This is a genomic window from Kribbella sp. NPDC050124, assembly GCF_044460355.1.
Lineage (GTDB): Bacteria > Actinomycetota > Actinomycetes > Propionibacteriales > Kribbellaceae > Kribbella.
The window spans coordinates 265,395-282,100 of record NZ_JBITJU010000005.1; the positions used below are offsets into that span (position 1 = coordinate 265,395).

The window sequence follows — 16,706 nt, forward strand, 5'->3', positions numbered from 1 at the left end:
AGGGTGGGACGGTGGACAGTGAGCCGAGTTGGCGCGAGAAACGACGTGAGGCGTCCGCCGCCCACGCCGCCGCGCTCGAACAGCGCAGGGCAGCCGAGACGGCCCAGGCCCGCGCCTTACTGACCGACTTCGTCCAGCAACTGAAGGCCAGGGGTGTCGAACCCGAGGCGCTGCGCGCACCCGTGACGGGGTCGAGCGCCAGCTACCGGACCGACATCACCGGCTGGTACCTCCGTCGCAACCACTCACTCGCCGTCGACACCGACAGTAACTTCTACATCCTCGGCACCGCCGCCAGCGTGAAATCCCGCGTCCTGGGTGTCCGGATCCTGCCCTCGGACCCGCCGCTGACCGTCGGCTTGGGCGCCCGCGACGGCGAGTCCATGCCGCTGCAGCAGTTGCTCGCCCTCCGCCTCGAAGAGGTCGACACCCGAACCTGAGCGGCCGCCCGTGGTGGGCAGGAGGCCGCCGGGCAGCACGTCGTACGCCTACTCGCGTACGGCGCTCCTTTGGTTGCAGTTTGTCAGAGGGGGATGCCCCAGGCGGCGAAGGTGGTGGGGGTGGGGTCGTAGTACTGGCCGGGGTTCTCGAAGAGCCAGTGGATGTTGGTGGCGCTGAGGGGGGTGTCGAAGAGGCGGAGGTCGTCGACGTCGGCGACGGACGAGTCGGGGTTGTCGCCGCCGGCGTGGAGCTCGGTCGGCTGGAGGAGGGCGCCGACCGCGTACGGCTCGACGGTGAAGACCTTGCCGTTCAGGTAGAAGTGGATCGACTTCTGGTCGCACGACGCCGCCACGTGGGTCCAGGTCTCGACGGCGATCGGGCCCCGGGACGAGCTGATGATGCCTGTGGTCCCGCCGCTGCCGAACAGCCGGACCCAGAACAGCCCGTCCAGCAACCCCGCGTGCGCCACCTCGTCCGTGGCGTTCCGCAGCACCAGGAAGCGAGCGCCGCTGCTGCTCGAACGACACTTCACCCACGCCGCGAACGCCCACCCCGGCGGCGACGCCGGCCACGTGAGCGAGGTCCGCGACGCGCTCGGACCCGTGCCGTTGGCTCCGAGCGCCGTACCCTCGACGCCCGTCACCCACGACCCCGCCGCTGTGAGCGTGAGGTCGTTGGCCGCCGGCGACTTGTCGTCGACCAGGCTCCCGGTGCTCTCGTTGAAGTGGTAGACCCCGCGCGCGACATTCGCCGGCCGGTACGGCGTGACGACCGGAGCGCCGGCCCAGTACAGCGAGGACACCTCGGCGATGAAGTTCTTCGTGAACGTCACGTAGTCGTAAGCGACCTGACCACCCGCCGTCGCATCGCCACCGACGTACAACTGGTCAAGCCCGTCGATCGTCGGCGACACATGCGGGACCCCGTCCCCGATGTTCACCGTCGCCTGGTCGGTGTCGAGCCGGACCTGCACGTACGTCGGGTTGATCGCGAACTGGAACCGAGTCCACTGGCCGACGGTCAGGGTCGCCGTACTGGTCACCGGCACGGTCTCGTCGTCGATCGTCGTCCACGTAGCGGTGACCGTCCGGTCGGTGTTCACCACGACCCGGACCCGCGCGCTGCCGAGTGCGTCGTTGATCGCGAGGATCGGCGCCGCCGCACCAACTGGCGCGGCGTCGAGGCGGAGCCAACCGCAGATGGCGAGCCGGTCGCAGTCGGGGAATCCGACCGTGCCGGAGGCGCCCGCCGCGGCCGTGCCGGAGACCAGGGCACGTCCGTACAGACCGGTCGTGAAGCTGGCCGATCCGGCGACAGTCAGGTCGCGACCGTAGCTGCCGAAGTCCTCGGCAGTGTCGTGGTCGAACGGGTAGATCGCCAGCTGATGGTCTATCTGCTCCGCGCCGACGAGGGTCGGCCAGTACGCCGCTTCGACCGGGTCGTTCCACCAGCGCAGGTCGTCGAGGATCCCGTCGAGCGCTTCGGAGCTGCTCAAGGCGTTCCGCCCCGCCTCCACAGTGGCTTCGGTGCCGGAGTAGGCCAGCGCCGCAGTCGCATCGACGGACAACACCTGGACACCGTCCACAGCGATCTTCACGGTATCGGTAGTCGGCGTCGCGTCGTACGTGACGAGCACGTGGTGTTCCTGCCCGTCCCGGATGCTCGTCGTCGTGCTGTACGTCGCCCCGGCGATCTTCGCCTCCACATTGCCGGAGGCGTTGGAGGCGTACACGGCCCAATTGAGCGTGCTGCCGCTGGTCGCGGACGCGATGCAACGCGCGGCGGCCGTCGAGTTGTTCAGCTGCACCCAGGCGGCGACCGACAACCCGCCGTCGATGTTGAGCGGATAGAAGTCGTCCCCAGCCTTCGGCGGCCGTACGACGACCCGCATCGCACCCCCGGTGCAGGTCAGCCCGTTCCCGTACCGCCCGGCCACCACCGCGGCCGACCCCACGATCGTCCCGTGCAGGAAGTACCCCGCCACATCCCGCACCGTCGTCCCGGTGACCGTATTCGCATTGAAGGTGTACCCCGCTGATTGCGCCACGGCCGGCCTTAGCTGGTGCGCCGTACGCGGACGGTCACGGTCAGGTCGGCCCCTGCGGCCGTGGAGCCGACCTGGTCCACGTCGACCGTGAGGTAGTCACCGGCGGCGAGGGTGGTGACGGCGGGGTCGTTGCCGGTGGCGGTATTCGTACCCGCGGCGATGGACGGGCGCTTCGACTGGTCGGTGTAGACCGTCGTGCCGTTCCTGTTCAGGTCGACGATGAGCGCGGCGCCGGTGGGCGCGGTGTTGACGGCGGCTCGGACGGTCTCGATGGCGTAGGACTCCTCGAGGTAGATCCGTGACTTGCCGGTGGCCACCGCGGCGGTCCCGGTGACGGCGAACGTGTGGGCTTCGATCGGGACGACGAGGACGCCGTCGATGGTCAAGGTCCCCTGGATCTGCATCTGTGTGTTCCCCCCTGTGCCTGTCTACTTGATCCGGGTGAGGCGACCGTTGTCGGTCACCCGGATGGTGGTCTTGCGTTTCCCGACGGTCAGGTCGACGAAGAACATGCCGCCGGCGGTTCTGGTGCTGAAGGCAACGGTCTCGCCCCGGTTCGCCGGGACCAGCGCGGACAGGATGGTGGCCGTCGGACCGCTGCGGTTGAACTTGACCACCGGCGCGGGCTGCCGGTCGAAGATGGTCGGGAAGTACCAGCCCTGCACCGGGTCCGCGGAGCCCCGCACGACCGTGATCGCGTTGGCCGGCAGCGCCTGCTGGTAAGGGATCTGCAGCAGGTGCGTCTTGACCTGGTCGCCGGGTTCGGCCGCGACCGCGGTGGTGGGGGAGGTGACCGTGACCTTCTGGTCGGCCGGCAGGTGCCACAGCGTCTCGTAGTGCTGCTCGGTCCCCGACCGCCCGCGGTCCAGCGTGATGATGAGATCGGGATCCTTCAGCACCAGCACGTCCCGGGTCCGCTCCACTCCTTCGGCCGGCGTGTCGGCGAGCGCGTAGTACTCCGAGGTGTCCGCGATCGCCGCGCTGACCAGCCGCGTCTCGGCCCCGGTGCCCTTGGCCGTCGGGACGTACATCACGTTGTGCGCCGAGTGGTCCTTCGTCCAGGCCTGCCACTTGTCGTCCACGTACCCGGAGTGTCCCGGGTCGATCAGGATGTCCCGCCCGTGCGAGGTGTACGTCATCGACGTGTGGTCCTGGTGACCGTGGTACCGGCGTCCCGGCCCGAACCTGATCGTGTACGTCGACTCCTCGGTGAACGCCCGAGTCTCGCCCCACCCGGTCCGCCCGAAGATGTAGCCGGCGTCGAACACCCCCGTTCGCTGGGTCGGCCGCGTCCCCTTCTTGCCGAGCGAGGCGGCGTACTCCAGGGAAGTCCCAGGTACGGCGTCCGGCTTCTGGCGGATCGCGTCGCCGACCTGGGGGAGTTGCCCGGTCGACGTGGTCGCGAGAGCGAGCCACTCCGCGAGCGCCCGGCGCCGCTCGTCGATGACGGGACTCGGATCCGCACCGCACCGGTGCAGCACGGTGCTCGCCCGGCCCCACAGGTTGTAGTTGAACATGGCGTACCCGATCGACTGCTCGTTCGTCGATCCCTGCGGGTCGATCGCGGTCGTGATCGCCTCGGTCAGCCGCTCGACAGCGAGTGTCTTCAGCTCGGGCCGGTTGAGGGTGCACCCGACTCCGAACATCGCGATGCTCTCGTCGGTGCCGTGGTTCGACGGGCCACTCCAGTTCTCGGTCATGAACCTGGCGTGGTCGAGCAGCGCCTGATCGAGCCAGGCGTACTGCGCCGGCAGCTGACGGACCTTCAGACCCGACAACACCGCCTGCCGCGCGCAGATCAGCACGTTGGTGCGGTGCATCGTCGACTCCCAGGCGCCGAGGTCGCCCTTCCACGAGTACGGGTTGTCCCGCACCCAGTCCTGGATGATCGCCATCACGTGCGTCAGGGCCCGGCGGTCACCCTTCCCACCGGCTGTGATGCCCTGGCCGAGCCAGCGCAGCGAGTGCAACCACATGTACCAACTCGGCTTGCTGTACGGATCCGACCGCCACCGGATGTCACCCGACCCGTCACCCACCTGGTACGGCGGATCGTCGCCCCAGGCAAACGTGTCCCGCAGCAAGGTCGGCAGCGGTATTTTCGCGTCGATCCCGCTGAACCCGGCGCACTGATACGTCCCGGTCCGCGCGACCGGTGTCGGTTTCGAAGGCGCCGACGGCGACGGGCTCACGGTCGGCGGCGGCTCACTGGGGCTGGGCGACCCCGGAGCGGTGGCCGCGACACTCCGCTCCCGCTGGCCCGGCAACAGCACCTTCACCGCCCCCGCGAACGCGACGGCGCACACGACCAGGCAGACCACCGCCAGCCCAACCGTGTTCCCCGCCCGCCGCGAAGCCACCCCAGTCACCCCCACGCGCCCCACAGGTCTAACGGTGTATACCAGAACCGTCCCGGCCAATCCAGTACCAGTAAAGACGCACCGACCCCCACAAAAGGCTGCACCGCCCCCGAACTACTTCAGTCGTACTGCTCCTGCACGATGTCGACGAGGAGTTCGTCGTACCCTCGGTAGCCGGCACCGAGGAGCCACTCACCGAGTACCGCCGCGGCGAGACCGGTCAGCCGGCAGCGCCGTTGCGATCCCGCCGAGGAGCTCGGACACGACGGCTTCGGATCCGGCCAGCGCCCAGGGCGTGACGTAGGCGAGGCTCCACCGCGACCTGTCGAGACCCTTGACGATCAGATTGACCGTGCTCGTCTTGCCGCTGCCCCACGGCCCGACCAGCCCGATGACCGTGCTGGCCGGGGATCCACCCACGTGGTCGATCAGCTCACGGACCCGCTCGACGAACACCTCCCGATCGAGCCGGTCCGAGCCCGGCGACTCGATCGGCTCGTCGACCCACCAGTTCCCACCCGCCATGGCAGCCAGAATGCCGCATCGAACGTGCTCCGTCAGTCAGCCCCCTCGGTGAGTTTGACGGCAAGGACCGGGATGGGGGATTCGAGCAGCAGGCGTTGACTGATGCTGCCGAGGAGAGCCTTGCCGACCGGCGAGCGGCGCTTGACGCCGATCACCAGCCGCCGGGCGCCGTACTCCTCGATGTCGGCGAGCACGGCGTCGGCCGGGTCGCGATCCGATCTGCCCTGGCGTTCCAGGACGGTGACCTTGGTCGTCGACGGGATCGACGACGTGTCCAAGGGTTTGAGGGCGAGATTGACGGCGACCAGGTCGGTGCCGAGCAGGTCGGCCTCGGCGGCTGCGGCGGCGAGGGCAGCGACGCCTTCGGGGCTGTCGGGTACGGCGACCATCACAGTCATCGGGGGTACGACCTTTCTACGCGTGCGCGGCCTTGAAGGAGTCCTCGAACTGTTCGAGGGTTACGCCTCGGGTTTCGGGGACCGAGGTGGTGATGAAGATCAGCGCGAAGACGCCGAGGACGGCGAACATGAAGAACGTGGGGGCGATGCCGACGGAGGCCACCAGCGGCGGGAAGCCGAAGGCGACGCCGGCGTTGGCGATCCACAGGCAGAAGACGCAGACGCCCATCGCGAAGCTGCGGATCTTCAGCGGGAACATCTCCGCCAGCAGCAGCCACACCAGCGGGCCGATGGTGCCTTGCATCGAGAACACGAACAGGACCGCGAACACCAGCAGCAAGTACGGCTTGAGGTCGTTGTCCGGCATCAGCAGCGCCGTCAGCCCGACCAGCAGGTGAAAGGTGGTGGTGAGACCGAAGCCGGCGAGCAGCATGGTCCGGCGGTTGATCTTGTTCATCACCAGGATGCCGACCGAGATCCCCAGCACACTGGCCAGACCGAACAAGGTGTTCCCGAGGATCGCGGCCTCTGCGGAGAAACCGGCGTCCTCGAGCAGTTGACTGCCGTAGTACATGATCGAGTTGATCCCGGTGAACTGCTGGAACACACCGAGCCCGATCCCGATCAGCAGCAGCCGCCGGATCCACGGCACCGCCAGGTCCGCCCAGCCACCGGTCTGCGCGGCCTTCTCCTCCTCGGCCAGCGCCCGTACCTCGGCCAGCTCGGCCTCGGCCCGCTCCGGCGACCGCACCTGCTTCAGCACCGCCAGCGCCTCTGGGTCGCGGTCCTGCGAGGACAGCCACCGCGGACTCTCCGGCATCCGCAGCATCCCGAGGAACAACGCGATGGCCGGCAGTACGGCGACCAGCAGCATGAACCGCCAGACCGCGTCATGCTCGCCCCAGAGCTGGAAGATGATCGCGTTGACCACGAACGCCGCGAACTGGCCGGACACGATCATCACCTCGTTGCGGGTGACCAGGCTGCCACGACGCTCGTACGGCGACACCTCGGCCAGGTACACCGGGACCGTCGCGGACGCCCCGCCGACCGCCAGCCCGAGGATGAACCGGAAGACCGCGAGGACCTGCCAGGTCGGCGCGAGCACGCAGCCGAGCGTGCCGAGCGCGAAGATCGTGGCCAGCAGGAGGATGTTGTGCCGGCGCCCGAACCGGTCGGACAGCCGGCCGCCGATCAGCGCTCCGAAGGCGGCGCCGAAGATCAGGATGCTGACCACGAGGCCCTCGGTGAACGCGGTCAGGCCGAGGTCGTCCTTCATCGGCGCCAGCGCGCCGTTGATGACGCCGGTGTCGTACCCGAACAGCAGGCCGCCGAAGGTGGCGACCACGGCGATGAGTCCGAGCCGGCGCGAGTGCGGGCCCGGGACGTCGGCGGGCAAGGTCGGATGGTGCTCCCCGGAAGTGCTGGTGGACTGGGTCATGTGGCGAACCTTCCGTTCCGCTACTAGCACGTGCTAGGCGTGATGTGGTCCGAGACACTAGGACGGGGGTGCGACCGCGTCAATAGCTCGTGCAGCCACGGTTTAGCACGTGCTAGCCCGTGACCTCTTGACAGGACTAGCACGTGCTAGTTCTGATGAGGTGTGACCAACCTTTCCAAGCTCCGTCTCGGTACGGCGCCCGACTCCTGGGGCGTGTGGTTCGCCGCGGACCCGCACCAGGTGACCTGGGACGTCTACCTCGACGAGATCGCCGCCGTCGGCTACGTCCACACCGAGCTCGGTCCGCAGGGCTTCCTGCCGCAGGACCCCGAACAGCTGAAGGACGAGCTGGCCCAGCGCGGCCTCTCGGTGTGCGGCGGCACCGTCTTCGCGGCCCTGCACCAGGGCGCCGACGCGTTGCAGAAGGCGAAGGCCGACTTCGGCCGGGAGGCCAAGCAGCTCGCGGCACTCGGCGCCGAGTACCTGGTGCATCTCCCGGAGCAGTACACCGACATGCACACCGGCGCGGCGACCCAGGACGCCGCGATCGACCCCGAGCAGTGGAAGAACCTCGTCACCGGCACCGACGAGCTGGCCAGGTACCTCTACGAGTCGTACGGCGTGAAGCTCGTCTTCCACCCGCACGTCGACACGCACGTCGACACCCAGCAGCGGATCGAACGGTTCCTGGCCGACACCGACCCGGAGTTCGTGAACCTCTGCCTGGACACCGGCCACGTGGCGTACTGCGAAGGCGACAACCTCGAGATCATCGAGCGTTTCCCGGACCGGATCACCTACGTCCACCTCAAGTCGGTCGACCCGGCGGTCCGGGATCGCGCTCTCGCCGAGAGCCTGCCGCTGTCCGAGGCCGTCAAGCTCGGCGTGATGTGCGAGCCGCCGTACGGCGAACCCGACATGCCGCCGCTGCTCGAGGCGCTCGGCCGCCTGGACCGCGACATCTTCTGTGTCATCGAGCAGGACCTCTACCCGGTGGAGCCGCACATCCCGCTCCCGATCGGGGCACGCACCGCCGGCTACTACGTCGGCTGCGGCCTCGGCCCGGTCCGGCGCTGGCCCTACGACCAGGACCAGTCATGACTGTCGGCATCGGAGTCATCGGCACCGGCATGATCGGTACGTCGCACATCCGCCGGATCACCGACTCACTGTCGGGAGCCCGGATCACCGCCGTCACCGACGCCGACCTCGGCGTGGCGAAACAGGTCGCCGAGGACTTGCCGCACGCCGAGGTGTTCGACTCCGGTCAGGCGCTGATCGGGTCCGACCGCGTGGACGCCGTACTCGTCACCTCTTGGGGACCGACGCACGAGGAGTTTTTGCTCGCGGCGATCGCGGCCGGCAAGCCGGTGTTCTGCGAGAAGCCGCTCGCCACCACCGCTGAGGCCTGCAGGCGCATCATCGCCGCCGAGGTCGCGGCCGGTCGTCGGCTCGTCCAGGTCGGATTCATGCGCCGGTACGACGCGGCGTACCGACAGCTCAAGGCCGAGATCGAGTCGGGTGAGCTCGGGGTGCCGCTCATCTACTACTCGGCGCACCGCAATCCATCGGTGCCGAGCAGCTACACGCGCGAGATGGCGATTGTCGACACCGCCGTGCACGACTTCGACATCGCTCGCTGGCTGCTCGGCGAGGAGCTCGTCGCGATCCGCGTCGTACCGGCGAAGCCGAACAGTCTCGGTGAGGGCCTCCAGGACCCGCTGCTGATGATCGTGGAGACCGAGAGCGGCGTCTTGGTGAACGTCGAGACCAGCGTCAACATCCGCTACGGGTATGACATCCGTGGTGAGGCCGTGGGGGAGCGGGGGACGGCAACGCTCGAGCGCCCGGCCCGGGTGCCGGCCGACTGGCGCGAGCGGTTCACACCGGCCTTCGACACCGAACTGCAGGAGTGGATCGACACGATCGCATCCGGCGCGGAACCGACCGGACCGTCGTCCTGGGACGGCTACGCGGCCACGGTGGTCTGCGATGCGGGCGTGCAGTCCCTGGACACCCTCGACCGGGTGCCCGTCGTCCTCGGCGCCAAGCCGGCACTCTACGAAAGGTCCGCGCGATGAAGATTGCCCTCGACCCGTACATGTTCCGTACGACGCCGCTGCTCGAGCTGCCCGGTCTGGTCGCGGACCTGGGCTACGAATACATCGAGCTGTCCCCGCGCGAGGACTTCACGCCATTCTTCCTGCACCCACGCGCCAACGACTCGACGGTGACCGGGTTCAAGAAGGCGCTGGACGCGGCGGGCGTGCAGATCGCCTGCCACCTGCCTTTGTACCGGTGGTCCGGCCCCGACGAGGACGAACGCCAGGCAGCCGTCCGCTACTGGAAGCGCGCGATCCAGCTGACCGTCGATCTGGACTGCCGGGTGATGAACTCGGAGTTCAACGGCCGGCCCGAACAGGCCTCCCGCAGCGAAGGCATGTTCTGGAAATCCCTCGAAGAGTTGCTGCCGGTCTTCGAGCGGGAGGGCGTGGAGCTGCGGCTGGAGCCGCACCCGGACGACTTCGTCGAGGACGGCCTCGTGGCGGTGGACATGATCCGCGGCATCAACTCGCCGCTGGTCAGCTTCCTGTACTGCGCCCCGCACACCTTCCACATGGGCGGCAACATGGTCGAGATCATGCGCTACGCCGGCCCGCTCCTCACGCATCTGCATTTGGCCGACTCGTTCGACCACACCGCGTCGTCGGGGCTGCGTTACATCGTCAACCCGCCCGGCTCGACCGCCCGGGTTCACCAGCACCTCGACATCGGGCAGGGCGAAGTCGACTGGGACACCTTCTTCACCACATTGGGCGAGCTCGGGTTCGGCGATCGCGAGGACACGATCATGACCTCGTGCGTGTTCGCCTGGGAGGACCGGGCCCGCGACTCGTCGACGTACATGCGCGAGACGATTGCGAAATACGTCAGCGCCTGGTGACGGCAGGTTAGCCTTCACCGATGAGCGAAGGAGATCCGATGGAGGCGCGCCGCCCGCCTACCATGGCCGACATCGCGGCCCATGTCGGCGTCTCCCGGCAGCTCGTCTCGCTGGTCCTGCGGGACGCGCCAGGTGCGAGCGAGGAGACGCGGCGGCGGGTTCGCGACGCCGCGAAGGAGCTCGGGTTCAGTCCGCACGTGGGCGCGCGGTCGCTGCGGCGCGCCCGCAGCAAGGACCTCGGCGTCGTCTTCGCGCCCGCGCACTCGACCGAGCCGGAGATCGTCGAGGCGATCTACCCGGCGGCAGCGGACCGCGGGTACGACGTCATCCTCAGCGCGCAGACCTCGACGCACAGCACGGACCAAGCTGTCGACGAGCTGCTCGGTCACCGCTGTGCAGCGCTGATCGTGATCGGCTCGAACCTGGATCATTCCGGCCTCCGGTCGCTCGCCGAGCGGAGCCTCGTGCCCGTGGTCGACGTCGGCCAGGGCAAGCGCAACCAGTACTACGACATCGTCCGGTCCTCCGGAGACAGGGGAATCGAGGAACTGGTCGGCCACCTGGCCGAGCTGGGGCACCGAGGCATCACCTACGTGGATCCGTCCGCGATGCCGCCGGGCGCGCTGCGTCGCCGGGGCTACGAGCGCGCGATGAAACGCCTCGGGTTGCCCACCGACATCCTGTCGATGCCGGGCGACTACGCAGCCGGCAACTACTTCGAAGAAGCCGGCTCGTCCGCCGCGCACCAACTCCTGCGACGGCGCAAGCTCCCGACGGCGGTGGTCGCTCCGAACGACGACACCGCCGTCGGACTGCTCCACACCCTCGTCCGCAACGGCGTCCGTGTCCCGGAGGACGTGTCCGTGGCCGGCTTCGACGACGCCCCGATCGCACGGCTGACCTCGGTCGACCTGACCAGCGTGCGCCAGGACCCTGGACTGATGGGCGTGTCCGCGGTCGAAGCCGCCGTACGGCGAGTCGAGCAGACCGGCGTCCGCCCACGGGAAACCGTCGTCGACACCTCGCTCGTCATCCGGAGCAGCACCGCAGCGCCACGCCGCCGCAAGACCTAGAGCGAATAGGACAGCAGCGTGATGCTGTGCGGTGGGAAGTCGTAACCGTCGACCGGCATCTTGACCGTCCCGCGGTCGCGAAGGGCCACTCGATCGGGTTCGCTCAGGCTGTTCGACGCGAGTACGTCGTCGACGTCCACGCCGAGGTCCTTGACCGTCACCTCCGGCGGAAGCGCGTTGGTCCGGCCGTCCAATGCGATCGTGGCCCGGACCGTGGACGTGCGGTGCCGGTTGATCACCGCCAGCCGGACCGACTTGCCGTCGGCGGTCTCCGTCGCGGTCACGTCGAGGTCGGGGATGGTCGCCGTACGGGTCTGGAAGCCGCCGGTGTGGTCACGTTCGTCACCCTGTCGTACGGCGGCCAGCCGGCTGGGAGACCGTACGTCGGCGGCGAGCGCGATCGGGCCGAGGTGGTTCTGGTAGAGGTCCCACACGTGGTATGTCGCTGCACGAACAGCCCCGCCTGGTCGAGCCACGACGACGCCGTTCGCGTTGAGCAGGTTGACCGTGTTCGCCATCGTCACCGGCACCTCGAGCCCGCTGGCCCGGTGCAGCGCATGGAAGACACCGGCGTAGAACAAAGCGTCCGCCAAAGTCCGGGGGCTCCAGCGGTTGACGCGTTGCGGCCCGTCCGTCTCCAGCCCGTGGAGGTCGCGGTCGGCGGTGCCACCGTCGTCCGACGGCTGTGGCGCGGGCCAGGCTGACGGCTCGACGTGCCGGATGTTCCATTCGTCCAGGGCCAGGCCGAGCGGTCGTTGCGTCCCGCTGCGGGCGGCCAACTCGGTGACGAGGGCCGAGTAGTTCTGAATCTCCTGCTCGAAGTACTGCGACTGGGCAACGATCGCGTCGTACTCGTCGGCGCCGTCGATCAGTTGCGTGGTGGCGCCGTACAGGTGGAACGAGAGGTAGTCCACCTGGTCGCCGACCGCCTCGAGGACAGCGCTCGTCCAGCCCTGCCGGTCGTCGGTCAGCCCGACCGCGATGAACTTCAGCGACGGGTCCACCGTCCTCATGAACCGCGCGTGCTCACGGGCGTCTGCGGCGTACTGGCTCGCGGTCCGGTGACCCATCTGCCAACGCCCGTAGACCTCGTTGCCCAGTCCCCAGTACTTCACGCCGTACGGCGAGGGATGGCCGTTCGCCGTTCGTTGCCGGGTGAACGACGTGTCGCCGGCGTGGTTGGTGTACTCGACCCAGCGAACCGCCTCGTCGACGTCCCGGCAGCTGTGCGCGAGGTACGGCTCGGTGCCCACCTCGGCACACCAGGCCAGGAACTCGTCCGTCCCGAAGTGGTTCGACTCCTCTTCACCCCACGCAAGCTCCAGCCGACGCGGCCGTCCGTCGCGCGGGCCGATGCCGTCCTGCCAGTGGTACGCCGACGTGAAGTTCCCGCCGGGCCAGCGGACGATCGGCAGCCCGAGCTCGCGGCACAACTGCACCACGTCGCGGCGAAGGCCGTCGCGTGCGTCCGGCTCGTCGTACGACAGCGGCGAGCCCTCGTCGAAGACGCCGCCCTCGATGTTGCTGAAGAACGCCGACTCGAGGAAGTGCCCGTAGATGAAGGGATCGATGGAGCTCCGGCGGTTCCGGCGGATGTCGATCGTGGCGTCGGCGGTCACTGGTCACCCCGGTTCGTGTACGTCGCTTCGTCGAGTCCGCTCAGCGTCGGGTCGTAGGCCACCTCGCCGACGTCGTACATCGACGTCATCCAGTGGTAGAAGTTGTCCCCCCGGTCGCGCAGGACGGCGTACAGGCGCTGCATCATCTGGGTACGGACCTCCAGGTGCTCCGGGTGTTCGTAGACGTTCAGCAGCTCGTCCGGATCGACCTCGAGGTCGTAGAGCTCGTTGACCGAGTCCGGGTTGACGACGAGCTTGTAGCGGTCGGTGCGCAGCATCCGCTGCGGGTACGGGAAGTGGTGCCCGTGGAACTCGCAGACGATGTCCTGGTCCCACTCGACCTGCGCGTCGCCGGTCAGCGGCAGCAGGCTGCGCGAGTCGACCGCGAGCTTGGGGTCGAGGCCGGCCAGGTCGAGGATGGTCGCCGTACAGTCCAGCAGGCTGACGAACTCGTCGCGGACGGCACCCGGCTGCTGACCGGGCACGCGGAGCAGACCGGGAGTCCGGTAGATGTCCTCGTACATCGCCGGACCCTTGTCGTGCAGCCGGTGCGAGCCGGTGAACTCGCCGTGGTCGCAGGTGAAGAACACCGCGGTGTCGTCGACCAGACCGAGCCGCTCCAGCGCGCTCATCACGCGACCGAGTTGCTGGTCGATCAGGGCGACGTACCCCTGGTAGACGGCGATCAGCTTGCGGGTGGTCTCGATCGGCATCGTGTCGAAGGTCCAGTGCGCGCTGTAGTTGCGCTGCACCGGCGGCTTGCCAACGAACGTCTCGGCCACCGAGCGCGGCAGCTCGACGTCGGCCGGGTCGAACAGGTCGAAGTACTCGTCGGGCAGGATGTACGGCAGGTGCGGACCGAAGAAGTGCAGGGCCAGGAAGAACGGACGGCCCTGGTTCTCGGCGTCGGCGGCGTACCGCTCCAGGGTCTCGATCGTCCGGGTGGCGAGGTAGTACTCGAACGTCGCCTCGACCGGCTGGTGCAGGCGCGCGGCGAGCAGGTTGCCGGGACCGCCGTTCGGCAGCGTCCCGCGGATCCGGTCCGAGATCCGGTACGGCGGCAGGTCGTGCTCGGCGAGGTAGTCCAGATAGTCCGGGTGATCGACCGGGTTGTGCCAGCCCGGCAGGTCCGGGCCGTCGAAGCCGAAGTCGCCGGCGGTCTTGTTCGTGCCGACGTGCCACTTGCCGATCAGCCCGCAGTTGTAGCCCTTCTCGCGCAGTGCGTGCGAGAACGCGAACTGGCCGTCGGCGAGGTCCTCGATGTAGCCGACGTTGCGCTCGTGGTTGGCGAGCAACTTGTGCCGGAACGGCGCCTGCCCGGTGAGCAGGCTGGCCCGCGCCGGGGTGCAGATCGCGGTCGGGGTGTACCAGCGGTCGAAGCGGGTGCCGGTCCGGGCGAGTTCGTCGAGCACCGGCGTCATCGCGCGTTGGTTGCCGTAGGCGCCAAGCGTGTCGACCCGATGCTGGTCGGTCATCAGGAACAGGATGTTCGTCACTTGGCGACCGCCCGGAAGTCCTCGAGCAGCGAGTACCCCTGACCGGCGAGGCCGTTCCGGCCGGGCTGCACGGTGTACGGCGCGAACACGCTGTTCAGCAGCCACGGGTCCTTGGCCGGGCCGAAGTTCTGCACCATCAGGTCGTCCTGCCGGAACCCGTACGACGCGAACGCGAGCCGCCCGGTGTCCCGGAACCGCTGGACCTGTTCCCGCAGGAAGTCCTTGTTGTCCTCGGCCCACGGGCACGCGGCCAGGAAGTCGTTCCACTGTCGCTGCGGGAAGGGCTGCTCGATCGCGTCCCGGATGACCTCCCAGACCTGGGTCTGCGGTGCGTACCCGTACCGCTGCGCGAACTCCGCCGGGATCGTGTCGGTCAGGTGCGCCTTCCACAACCAGACCAGGGAGAACTCGGTGACGAGGAACTTCTGCTCCGGCCGCAGCCGCGGCAGGATGTAGTCGAGGAACGGCTCGACGGCCGCCACACTCGGCACGTGCGGATGGATGTCCACACCCTCGATGTCGGGTGTTTCACGGACGAACGTCATCCACCGCTCGGCCGCCGGCGTGTGCCGGTCCGGCAGGTCCAGCCGGTTGAGCGCGCCCATGTAGAGCCTGGTCCGGCACCGCTCGCCACAGTGGGTACGGCGGTACTCGATCACGTAGTCGGCGACCGCCTCGTAGAAGGCGTTCAGGCGGTCGTCGCGCTCGGCCGGCCGGCTCTCGATGAACGGCTCGTTGCCAATGGCAAGAATGTCCACGCGGCCGACGACCAGCGGCAGGATCTTGTCCAGCCGGGCCAGCTCGGTGGCCATGGCCGGGCTGCCGGCGGCCGGGAACTCGCGGTCCGCGAACGGGAACTTCAGGCTCAGCACCGTGCCGTAGCCGCGCTTCCCGGCGTCGTGGACGGCACGGATCGCGAAGTGGTTCGCCGGGTCCGGCTCGTCGGCCCACGGCATCGCGAAGAAGCCGCGGATCCAGCCGGCGTGCGCGGCCTGGAGCTCGCGGTAGTCCACGCTGTCGAGGTTCTGGTTGTAGTTCGCCCCGAGCACGCCGTCGGCGGCGCGCGGTCCGGGCGTGGCCGTGGCGGGGGCCGAAGCGAGGGCGGGGGCCACGGCGGTGAGTGCGAGCGTGGCGCCGAGCGCCGTGAGCGTCATCAGACGAAGCACCGTCACTCCTTTGGTCGGTGGGCTCGGTCAAGTTAGCGCTAACATGGATGTCGGTCAAGGTCCTGGCCGATCCGGGGCCTACCATCAGGCGGTGGCCGTACTGGCAGGTGCGGCTTGGATGAGAGGGGGTTTGCGATGCCGCGTCGGGCCGGTGAGCGTCGTCGTCTGGTGCAGCAACCCTCGATGGCCGATGTCGCCGCCGTGGCCGGTGTGTCCGCGGTGACGGTGTCCCGCGTGGTCAACGGCCACGCGTCGGTCACCCCCGAGACCCGCGAACGCGTCGAGCAGGCGATGAAAGAGCTGGGCTACCGGGCGAACACGGCCGCCCAAGCCTTGGCCACCGGCCGGTTCGGCGCCATCGGCGTGGTGTCCTTCGACCTGACCGCGACCGGCAACCTCTACATCGTCGACGCGGTGATCCGCGAGGCCCAGCAAGCCGGGTACGGCGTCAACCTCGCGACTCTGGACGCCGCCATCGATGCCCGCCTCCAGGCCGCCGTCCGCCGGTTGACCAGCCTGGCCATCGACGGGCTCGTGGTGGTCGAGGCGCGCATCCTGGACGCGCCCAGCCTGCGCCTGCCGGACAACGTGCCGGTCGTGGTCGCGGAGGGCGCCTCGGACGTCGGATATCCCGCGGTGGGTGCGGATCACGGCGCCGGCGCGACCGCAGCAGTCGAGCATCTGCTGAACCTCGGGCACCGCACCGTGCATCACGTGACCGGGCTGGCCGACTCCTATCCGGCCGTCCGCCGCAAGGAAGCGTGGCAGCGAGCTTTGCGGCGCCGCGAGCGCGAGATCCCGCCGCCGGTGACCGGCGACTGGACGGCCGCGTCCGGCTACGCGGCCGGGCTCGACCTGCTTCGCGATCCCAGTGTGACGGCGATCTTCGCGGCCAACGACCAAATGGCCGCAGGTGTCCTGCGGGCGGCCACGGAGCTCGGCCGGCGAGTGCCGGAGGACTTGAGCGTCGTCGGGTACGACGATGCCGAGGTGGCGGCGTACTTGAACCCGCCGCTGACCACGGTGCGTCAGGATCTGGTCGGCGTCGGCAAGCACTGCGTGGACGTGCTGCTGACGGCCATGCGCGGTGAGAAGCTCGACTGGTCCACCCGGTTGCTCGCGCCCGAGCTGGTGATCCGGTCCAGCACGGCGCCGCCGGCCTGATTCGTCTTCTTGCCTCTTGACGGGCTCTGGGG

15 protein-coding genes are annotated in these 16,706 nt (G+C 68.8%); 6 read left to right on the forward strand and 9 right to left on the reverse strand.

The window, feature by feature from the left end:
* The first annotated feature begins 11 nt into the window (after window positions 1–11).
* The gene (locus ACIBL3_RS15880) at window positions 12–440 is read left to right on the forward strand and encodes a hypothetical protein (RefSeq protein WP_396354071.1); all 429 of its coding nucleotides are present in this window, start codon (window positions 12–14) and stop codon (window positions 438–440) included.
* A gap of 83 nt (window positions 441–523) precedes the next feature.
* On the opposite strand, the gene ACIBL3_RS15885 is transcribed toward ACIBL3_RS15880, so the two are convergent.
* The 6 genes from ACIBL3_RS15885 to ACIBL3_RS15910 all read right to left on the reverse strand — a co-directional run bounded on the left by ACIBL3_RS15885 (window position 524) and on the right by ACIBL3_RS15910 (window position 7,212).
* Window positions 524–2,434 carry a LamG-like jellyroll fold domain-containing protein gene (locus ACIBL3_RS15885; RefSeq protein ID WP_396354073.1) on the reverse strand — a complete coding sequence of 637 codons (1,911 nt, stop codon included), beginning with the start codon at window positions 2,432–2,434 and terminating at the stop codon, window positions 524–526.
* Between the two features lie 62 nt (window positions 2,435–2,496).
* Window positions 2,497–2,892 (reverse strand): hypothetical protein, encoded by a 396-nt coding sequence (locus ACIBL3_RS15890; protein WP_396354074.1) that lies wholly within the window; start codon window positions 2,890–2,892, stop codon window positions 2,497–2,499.
* 24 nt (window positions 2,893–2,916) lie between these two features.
* Complete coding sequence (locus tag ACIBL3_RS15895; RefSeq protein WP_396354076.1) at window positions 2,917–4,848, reverse strand: heparinase II/III family protein; 1,932 nt, start codon at window positions 4,846–4,848, stop codon at window positions 2,917–2,919.
* 192 nt (window positions 4,849–5,040) lie between these two features.
* On the reverse strand, window positions 5,041–5,373 hold the full coding sequence (locus tag ACIBL3_RS15900; protein WP_396354077.1) for a P-loop NTPase fold protein: 333 nt from the start codon (window positions 5,371–5,373) through the stop codon (window positions 5,041–5,043).
* Window positions 5,374–5,405: 32 nt separating this feature from the next.
* Entirely contained in the window at window positions 5,406–5,771 is a 366-nt protein-coding gene (locus ACIBL3_RS15905) for a universal stress protein (RefSeq protein ID WP_396354078.1), read from the reverse strand.
* Between the two features lie 16 nt (window positions 5,772–5,787).
* Window positions 5,788–7,212, reverse strand: coding sequence for a sugar porter family MFS transporter (locus tag ACIBL3_RS15910; protein ID WP_396354079.1), 1,425 nt, complete (start codon window positions 7,210–7,212; stop codon window positions 5,788–5,790).
* 162 nt (window positions 7,213–7,374) lie between these two features.
* Between ACIBL3_RS15910 and ACIBL3_RS15915 the strand changes: the two genes are divergently transcribed.
* Genes ACIBL3_RS15915 through ACIBL3_RS15930 form a run of 4 tightly spaced genes read left to right on the forward strand, consistent with a single transcriptional unit; the run spans window position 7,375 to window position 11,229 of the window.
* Window positions 7,375–8,313, forward strand: a complete 939-nt coding sequence (locus ACIBL3_RS15915) for a TIM barrel protein (RefSeq protein WP_396354080.1) — start codon at window positions 7,375–7,377, stop codon at window positions 8,311–8,313.
* Complete coding sequence (locus ACIBL3_RS15920) at window positions 8,310–9,293, forward strand: Gfo/Idh/MocA family oxidoreductase (RefSeq protein WP_396354081.1); 984 nt, start codon at window positions 8,310–8,312, stop codon at window positions 9,291–9,293. The genes ACIBL3_RS15915 and ACIBL3_RS15920 overlap by 4 nt, the downstream gene beginning before the upstream one ends.
* Complete coding sequence (locus tag ACIBL3_RS15925; RefSeq protein WP_396354083.1) at window positions 9,290–10,156, forward strand: sugar phosphate isomerase/epimerase family protein; 867 nt, start codon at window positions 9,290–9,292, stop codon at window positions 10,154–10,156. Before ACIBL3_RS15920 ends, ACIBL3_RS15925 begins: the two co-directional genes overlap by 4 nt.
* A gap of 20 nt (window positions 10,157–10,176) precedes the next feature.
* Window positions 10,177–11,229 carry a LacI family DNA-binding transcriptional regulator gene (locus tag ACIBL3_RS15930; RefSeq protein ID WP_396354084.1) on the forward strand — a complete coding sequence of 351 codons (1,053 nt, stop codon included), beginning with the start codon at window positions 10,177–10,179 and terminating at the stop codon, window positions 11,227–11,229.
* On the opposite strand, the gene ACIBL3_RS15935 is transcribed toward ACIBL3_RS15930, so the two are convergent.
* The 3 genes from ACIBL3_RS15935 to ACIBL3_RS15945 are packed head-to-tail and all read right to left on the reverse strand — an operon-like array spanning window position 11,226 to window position 15,510.
* A complete protein-coding gene (locus ACIBL3_RS15935) occupies window positions 11,226–12,848 on the reverse strand; it encodes an alpha-L-arabinofuranosidase C-terminal domain-containing protein (protein WP_396354085.1) in 1,623 nt (540 codons plus the stop codon). The two genes, ACIBL3_RS15930 and ACIBL3_RS15935, sit on opposite strands and share 4 nt — an antisense overlap.
* Window positions 12,845–14,344, reverse strand: a complete 1,500-nt coding sequence (locus ACIBL3_RS15940; RefSeq protein WP_396354087.1) for a sulfatase-like hydrolase/transferase — start codon at window positions 14,342–14,344, stop codon at window positions 12,845–12,847. Before ACIBL3_RS15940 ends, ACIBL3_RS15935 begins: the two co-directional genes overlap by 4 nt.
* Window positions 14,341–15,510, reverse strand: coding sequence for a hypothetical protein (locus tag ACIBL3_RS15945; RefSeq protein WP_396354089.1), 1,170 nt, complete (start codon window positions 15,508–15,510; stop codon window positions 14,341–14,343). The genes ACIBL3_RS15940 and ACIBL3_RS15945 overlap by 4 nt, the downstream gene beginning before the upstream one ends.
* Window positions 15,511–15,645: 135 nt before the next feature.
* On the opposite strand from ACIBL3_RS15945, the gene ACIBL3_RS15950 reads away from it, so the two are divergent.
* Complete coding sequence (locus ACIBL3_RS15950; protein ID WP_396354090.1) at window positions 15,646–16,674, forward strand: LacI family DNA-binding transcriptional regulator; 1,029 nt, start codon at window positions 15,646–15,648, stop codon at window positions 16,672–16,674.
* Window positions 16,675–16,706 lie beyond the last annotated feature (32 nt).